This is a genomic window from Peteryoungia rhizophila (genome assembly GCF_004912145.1).
Lineage (GTDB): Bacteria > Pseudomonadota > Alphaproteobacteria > Rhizobiales > Rhizobiaceae > Allorhizobium > Allorhizobium rhizophilum.
In genome coordinates this window covers 198,266-204,300 of record NZ_STGT01000007.1, presented here as the reverse complement: position 1 = coordinate 204,300, position 6,035 = coordinate 198,266, and the positions used below count along the sequence as shown (strand labels likewise).

The window sequence follows — 6,035 nt, the reverse complement described above, 5'->3', positions numbered from 1 at the left end:
CTTCTATCTCAACGGCTCTGAGGTCCACGAGATCTACAAGGTGAATACAGACCGGTCCGTATCCTTGGTCTCCCGTTCGATGGCGAACGACTGACCACCGATACTACCGCAGACACCCTCCGCACACAGTGAAATTCCGCCTTCAACCACAATCATGAGCTGAATGAAAATCCATCCGCTCAATCTTAAGATAGGAAAACGACCATGAAGACCATCATCTCCGCAGCCCTCATCACCCTCGCCGCCGCTTCGGCTTCTTTTGCCGCCGTTCAGCCGATCCCGGGTTCGATCACCTATGACAACGCCAATGTTCAGCTCGAAAAGGCTCCGGCCGGTTCGACCTTCTTCCACACGTTTGCCAACGGTGACGGCCGCGACGTTCGCGAGATCTACAAGGTCAATGCCGACAAGTCGGTGACCCTCGTCAACCGCCAGATCTCCAACGCTTCGTAATCGCGAAGCGTCTCAATCAAAGCGCCTCCCAAGACGCAAAGACCTCCAGCGGCAGGCTTGGCCCTCTCCACCGCCCCGAGCCGCCGCCCATCAAACGCACAAAGGAAACACGACCATGAAGACCATCATCTCCGCAGCCCTCATCACCCTCGCCGCCGCTTCGACTTCTTTCGCCGCCGTCCAGCCGATCCCGGGCTCGATCACCTATGACAACGCCAACGTTCAGCTGGAAAAGGCTCCGGCCGGTTCGACCTTCTTCCACACGTTTGCAAACGGTGACGGTCGTGACGTCCGCGAGATCTACAAGGTCAACGCCGACAAGTCGGTGACCCTCGTCAACCGCACCATCTCCAACGCTTCGTAATCAACGCGCCTCCCAAGACGCAAAAATCCCGGCGGCTGGCTTGGCCCCTCTCCCACGACCCCGAGCCGCCGCCAATCCTAACGCACAAAGGAAAACGACCATGAAGACCATCATCTCCGCAGCCCTCATCACCCTCGCCGCCGCTTCGGCTTCTTTTGCCGCCGTCCAGCCGATCCCGGGCTCGATCACCTATGACAACGCAAACGTTCAGCTGGAAAAGGCTCCGGCCGGTTCGACCTTCTTCCACACGTTTGCAAACGGTGACGGCCGCGACGTTCGCGAGATCTACAAGGTCAATGCCGACAAGTCGGTGACCCTCGTCAACCGCACCATCTCCAACGCCTCCTGATTCAAGGGTGCGTGACGGGCCTCGGGGCTTCGGCCCCGGGGCCTTTTTGTGTTTTTAGCAATGGTCTATCGAGCGTAATCGACCGGCACCGCCAGTCCCTGCTTCAGCGTTTCCATGGAGATGGAAGCCGAGACGTCGAACAGTTCGACCCGCTTCACCAGCCGCCGATAGACGACGTCGTAATGCTCGACCCGCGGCAGGACGACCTTGAGGATGTAGTCGTAGTGCCCGGTCAAGCGATGAGCCTCGACGATCTCGGGGATGTCGCTCACTGCACGGCGAAACTCCTCGATCCAGTCATCGGCATGATGGGCTGTCTTTACGAGAGCATAGACCGTGGTCGGCACCCCCGCCTTGTCTCGGTCTAGAACGACGATCCTGCGGGCGATGTAGCCGTTCTCCTCCAGTTTCTGGATACGCCGCGAACACGCAGACACCGACAGCGACACCATGTCGGCGATGTCGCTTACGGCGACACCCGCATCGCGTTGGAGAATGTCGAGAATCTTCCTGTCCCTGTCGTCGATCACGCTGATCACTCCCGCCTACTGATGCAACAGCGCAAAAATTCAGCGCGTTGGGACTGTATCGCAGCGAAAAAGAAGCGGCAAGCCAGCTCACCGCCTGTCAAAATGCAAACATCCCGCGCCAAGGCCACGGCATCATCACTCCATCGGATTAGAGGAGACAACGTGATGCAGATGATCGGCTTGATCGGTGGAATGAGTTTTGAAAGTTCGGCAGTTTACTACCGCCTCGTCAACAAAGCCGTTCGGGCACGCCTGGGCGGCCTGTCATCCGCAGAAGTCATTCTCCATTCGGTCAATTTCGAGGAAATCGTCGCCCTGCAGAAGGCCGGCCTTTGGGACGCGGCCGCCGACCGCCTCGCCCGTGCGGCAGAGGGCCTGGAACGCGCCGGTGCTGGCTGCGTTCTCATCTGCACCAACACCATGCATCTCGTCGCCGAACCGGTGGCATCCCGCATCTCGGTCCCTTTGATCAACATCATCGATGAAACCGCAACCGTCCTCGCAGATCGTGGCGCAAAGCGTCCGCTGCTGCTCGCCACCCGTTACACGATGGAACACGGCTTTTATGCCGAGCGCATGCGCCGCCATGGCATCGAGGTCATGGTGCCCGACGCAGATGGCCGGACAGTGACCCACGACATCATCTTCAGCGAACTCTGCGCCGGCGAAGTCCGCCCGCAGTCTCGTGAGAAGCTGATCACGATTATCGAAAAGGCCAAGGCCGAAGGCGCCGACAGCGTCATCCTCGGCTGCACCGAAATCTGCCTGATTCTCGATCCTGACAATCTGCCGCTGCCGGGCTTCGATTCGACCACGATCCACGCGGATGCCGCGGTCGAGTTCGCGCTGGCTGGAATGTCGAACACCCTCGCCGCCTGACTTGGTGTTAGGTTGAAGTCAAATCGATTGGCCGCAGGCCCGGCAGAAGCGGCGAACCGTCTCTGCCATGCCGTATTCCAGCGCATCCGCCGTCAGGCCGTGGCCGATCGAGACTTCCGCCAGATGCGGGATCCGCCGGACCAGTGCCGGCAGGTTCGCAACCGTCAGGTCATGACCGGCATTGACGGCAAGCCCCTCGGCCTTGGCAGCATCGGCGGTGAGACCGAGCAAGTCCACCTGCCGGGCGGCCTCCTCCGGATTGTCGTAGCAACCGCCATAAGGGCCCGTATAGAGCTCCACCCGTTCAGCGCCGGTCGCCCGTGCCAGCTTCATCGGCCCGGCCAGCCCCTCGCCATCGACAAAGAGCGACACCCGCATTCCCTTCGACCGCAGTCGATCCACCACGCTCTTGAGGAATTCCTGGTGCTTCACGAGGTCCCAGCCATGGTCAGAAGTTGCCTGCGACGGGTCATCAGGAACCAGCGTCACCTGTTCTGGCTCTGTCGCTTCGCACAGCGCCAGGAAGTCTTCGGTGGGATAACCTTCGATATTGAACTCCGCCGCCGGAAATTCGTCATCGATCAGAGCCCTCAAGATCGGGAGGTCGCTGAACCGGATATGCCTCTGGTCAGGTCGCGGATGCACGGTCAGTCCGCTGGCACCGGCCCTCAGCGCAATCCGCCCGAGATCCGCGACGTCAGGCCAGGGCAGATCCCGGCGGTTGCGCAGCATGGCGATGGCATTGAGATTGACGGAGAGCTTCGCAGGCATGATCACGATTCCGGAGCCAAGTTTGTCAGGCCCGCATCTTTAGGACATCACGAGGCCGAAAACCAACGAGAATCGCAGATAGTCCGATCTCCGGGATTGATGGGTGAGGAATGCCAAAAACCCCATATTTTTCAGGTATTGACCCAACCACGCTTTACATTAGTCAGTTTAATGATTGTGACGGATCGCACAAAGGCTTGCTGGCACCCCTGCCGCAGTCGCGCGATCGCGCAGGCAAGCTGGAGCAACGATGTCAACCGACGCAAGGATCGACAACCGGCAGGTCGCGGAGGCATTGCGCAGCGTCCTGACCAGCCGGACCTTCGCACGCTCGGAGCGTCTGCGCTCCTTCCTGAAGTTCGTGGTGGAAATGGAGCAGCTGGGCCTGGCGCATCAGTTGAAGGGCTACACGATCGGCATCGACGTCTTCAGCCGCAGCGAGGGTTTCGATCCAGGGACAGATCCATTGGTCCGCGTCCAGGCCGGCAAGCTGCGCCGCCTGCTCAATCAGTTCTATGCCGAAGAAGGACGTGACGAAGCGCTGCGGATCCGCATCCCGCTCGGAGGATACGTGCCGATGTATGAGCTGGCAGGTACGGCACGACGGTCCAGGATCGAAAACGACGACAGGACCGACATCTCGCGTTGGCGTGGGCTACCCAACCTGTTCCTTGCTCCGCTCCGCGATGGCGACGCCACGAGCCGGATCTTTGTGAATGCACTGCGTTTCTGGACGGGCCGCCTCTGGGCCGTCGCGATAGCCGCATGCGATGCGCAATTTCAGGAACAGAATGATCAGGGCAGTTCCCTGCATTTCATCCTCGAGGTGAAAGACGAAGGAGCCACTCGCCTGTCACTCAGCCTGCGACACCAGCAGTCCGGCAACGAGGTCCTTGCGACGGGCCGAACCCTGGACGCCTCGGGTGACATTCTCGACATCGCGAGCCTGGCGAACCAGTTCGCCGGGGTCAACCTGACGATCCCCGGCCGGATCTACCAGTTTTGCCACGCGAACAATCTCTCCACGGCCGAAATGAAGTGCCTGGACGCAACCTATCGCTACACGCTCGAAGGCACGCCCGATGCCTATATCGCGGCTAGGCGACATCAGCAGCAGTGGCCGGGACTCGGCGGCGACGCCGACATCATCACGGAAATCCCCAGACTCATCGCCCTTTCCACCCAGCATATCTGAGCGCGCGCTCCCGCGGTTCACGCGCCGTGACGTATTCGCATAGAAATTTATTTTATTGATTGCGAATATACTTTACGCATTCAACAGTTGAACGAGTCGAAGGGGGCTCATCGAAACGGAAACAACATCAGCGGCACAAAGGACAGAGCAGACGCGTCGACACGGAACATGGAGGGGTACATGTCGAACGGACCACACCATCTGCACACCGTCGCAATACAGTCCGGGGCGGCCGGACGAGATATCATTCTCCCGGATATCGCAGCGGCGCGCGAACGTCCCAGGGAACCGGTGGCGATCGCCGATATGGCGGAATTCTTCGGCGTCACGCACCGAACACTGCATTTCTACGAAGAGAAGGATCTGATCAGGGCGAGCCGGATCGGCCTTATGCGGGTGTATAGTGAGCGCGACGTGTCCCGCATGACACTGATCAACGCCTGCCGCGAGGTTGGCATGCCGATCTCCGTGATCCAGGATCTGTTTGAGACCTTGTCGACGGCATCATCGAAAACCGAAGCCAATCTGATTTTCGAAGAGGCCATGCTGGCCCGCCAGCGCGAGCTTGCGGCCAACCTGTCGACGCTGCACCGACAATTGCAGCAGATCAACACGCTGCTCACCCCGGAAGAAGACGGTGGCGGCACTTCGGCCCATGTCAACCGGCACCGGCCCGAGCTCGATGACATCGAACATCGCTGCCTGCAATTGATGGCCGAGGGTTACTCGCCGATCCGAATCGCCCGCACTCTCGAACTCAGATCGGACGAAATCGAAGTGATCGAGCGTCAGGTGGCCGAGAAGCTGGGCGCCAAGAACAGGTTCCAGGCAGTCGCCAAGGCGGTGCTGCTCGGCATCGTCGCCAATTGACGCCACGCGGTGGACAGACTTGGCAATTGTAAAACATGGAGGAGATGTAACGGGACCTCCGCCGAACCCGAGCTTATGAGGACATTGTTCCATAAGCATGGGTTTCCACGATGTCCTCATTCCTTTCCCGATATGCCACGCCGTTGACCACCGGCCTTTTCCTGGTCTCTCTCGTCTCGGGCATCGCCCTGTTCTTCCATGTTGGCACGGCGGCCTTCCACGGCATGCACGAATGGTTGAGCATGGCTCTGATCGCCCCGTTTCTGCTTCACGTGTGGAAGAACTGGCGCCCATTCCTCGCCTATTTCAAGCGTCTGCCGATGACGCTGGCCCTCGGTCTCAGCCTTGTCGCAGGTCTCGTCTTTGCGTGGCCGTCCCTGAGCGGCAATGCCGGTGCGGGCGGAAACCCGGCCTTGGCCATGGTCAGCATCATCGCCAGCGGCACCCCGACCGAAGTGGCGCCGCTTCTCAAAAAGTCCGACACTGAAGTCGTCGCGGCCTTGAAGGCGGGTGGCTTTACTGCAGCCGATGCGGCAACACCCCTGTCCGAGATTGCCACCGCCTCCGGCAAGAACACGATGGCCCTGATGGCGACAGTAGCCGCACTGAAGGCGAAATGATCGG

The 6,035-nt window shown here is 60.0% G+C and carries 9 protein-coding genes; 7 read left to right on the top strand and 2 right to left on the bottom strand.

Annotated features, from left to right (window positions below; all coding sequences use genetic code 11):
• Positions 1 to 204: 204 nt before the first annotated feature.
• The 3 genes from E9677_RS23500 (at position 205) to E9677_RS23490 (ending at position 1,166) form a co-directional block, all read left to right on the top strand.
• Positions 205 to 453: a hypothetical protein gene (locus E9677_RS23500; RefSeq protein ID WP_136560488.1), complete on the top strand. Its 249-nt coding sequence runs from the start codon at positions 205 to 207 to the stop codon at positions 451 to 453.
• A gap of 115 nt (positions 454 to 568) precedes the next feature.
• On the top strand, positions 569 to 817 hold the full coding sequence (locus E9677_RS23495) for a hypothetical protein (protein WP_136560487.1): 249 nt from the start codon (positions 569 to 571) through the stop codon (positions 815 to 817).
• A gap of 100 nt (positions 818 to 917) precedes the next feature.
• Positions 918 to 1,166 (top strand): hypothetical protein, encoded by a 249-nt coding sequence (locus E9677_RS23490; protein WP_136560486.1) that lies wholly within the window; start codon positions 918 to 920, stop codon positions 1,164 to 1,166.
• Positions 1,167 to 1,231: 65 nt separating this feature from the next.
• On the opposite strand, the gene E9677_RS23485 is transcribed toward E9677_RS23490, so the two are convergent.
• Positions 1,232 to 1,696, bottom strand: coding sequence for an Lrp/AsnC family transcriptional regulator (locus E9677_RS23485; protein ID WP_136560485.1), 465 nt, complete (start codon positions 1,694 to 1,696; stop codon positions 1,232 to 1,234).
• A 165-nt stretch (positions 1,697 to 1,861) separates the two neighbouring features.
• Between E9677_RS23485 and E9677_RS23480 the strand changes: the two genes are divergently transcribed.
• On the top strand, positions 1,862 to 2,575 hold the full coding sequence (locus E9677_RS23480) for an aspartate/glutamate racemase family protein (protein ID WP_136560484.1): 714 nt from the start codon (positions 1,862 to 1,864) through the stop codon (positions 2,573 to 2,575).
• A gap of 18 nt (positions 2,576 to 2,593) precedes the next feature.
• On the opposite strand, the gene E9677_RS23475 is transcribed toward E9677_RS23480, so the two are convergent.
• Positions 2,594 to 3,346 carry a pyridoxine 5'-phosphate synthase gene (locus E9677_RS23475; RefSeq protein WP_136560483.1) on the bottom strand — a complete coding sequence of 251 codons (753 nt, stop codon included), beginning with the start codon at positions 3,344 to 3,346 and terminating at the stop codon, positions 2,594 to 2,596.
• A gap of 250 nt (positions 3,347 to 3,596) precedes the next feature.
• On the opposite strand from E9677_RS23475, the gene E9677_RS23470 reads away from it, so the two are divergent.
• From E9677_RS23470 to E9677_RS23460, 3 genes are all read left to right on the top strand, one after another.
• A complete protein-coding gene (locus tag E9677_RS23470) occupies positions 3,597 to 4,541 on the top strand; it encodes a hypothetical protein (protein WP_136560482.1) in 945 nt (314 codons plus the stop codon).
• A 180-nt stretch (positions 4,542 to 4,721) separates the two neighbouring features.
• Positions 4,722 to 5,411, top strand: coding sequence for a MerR family transcriptional regulator (locus E9677_RS23465; RefSeq protein ID WP_136560481.1), 690 nt, complete (start codon positions 4,722 to 4,724; stop codon positions 5,409 to 5,411).
• Positions 5,412 to 5,521: 110 nt separating this feature from the next.
• Positions 5,522 to 6,031: a DUF4405 domain-containing protein gene (locus E9677_RS23460; protein WP_136560480.1), complete on the top strand. Its 510-nt coding sequence runs from the start codon at positions 5,522 to 5,524 to the stop codon at positions 6,029 to 6,031.
• The last annotated feature ends 4 nt before the right edge of the window (positions 6,032 to 6,035 follow it).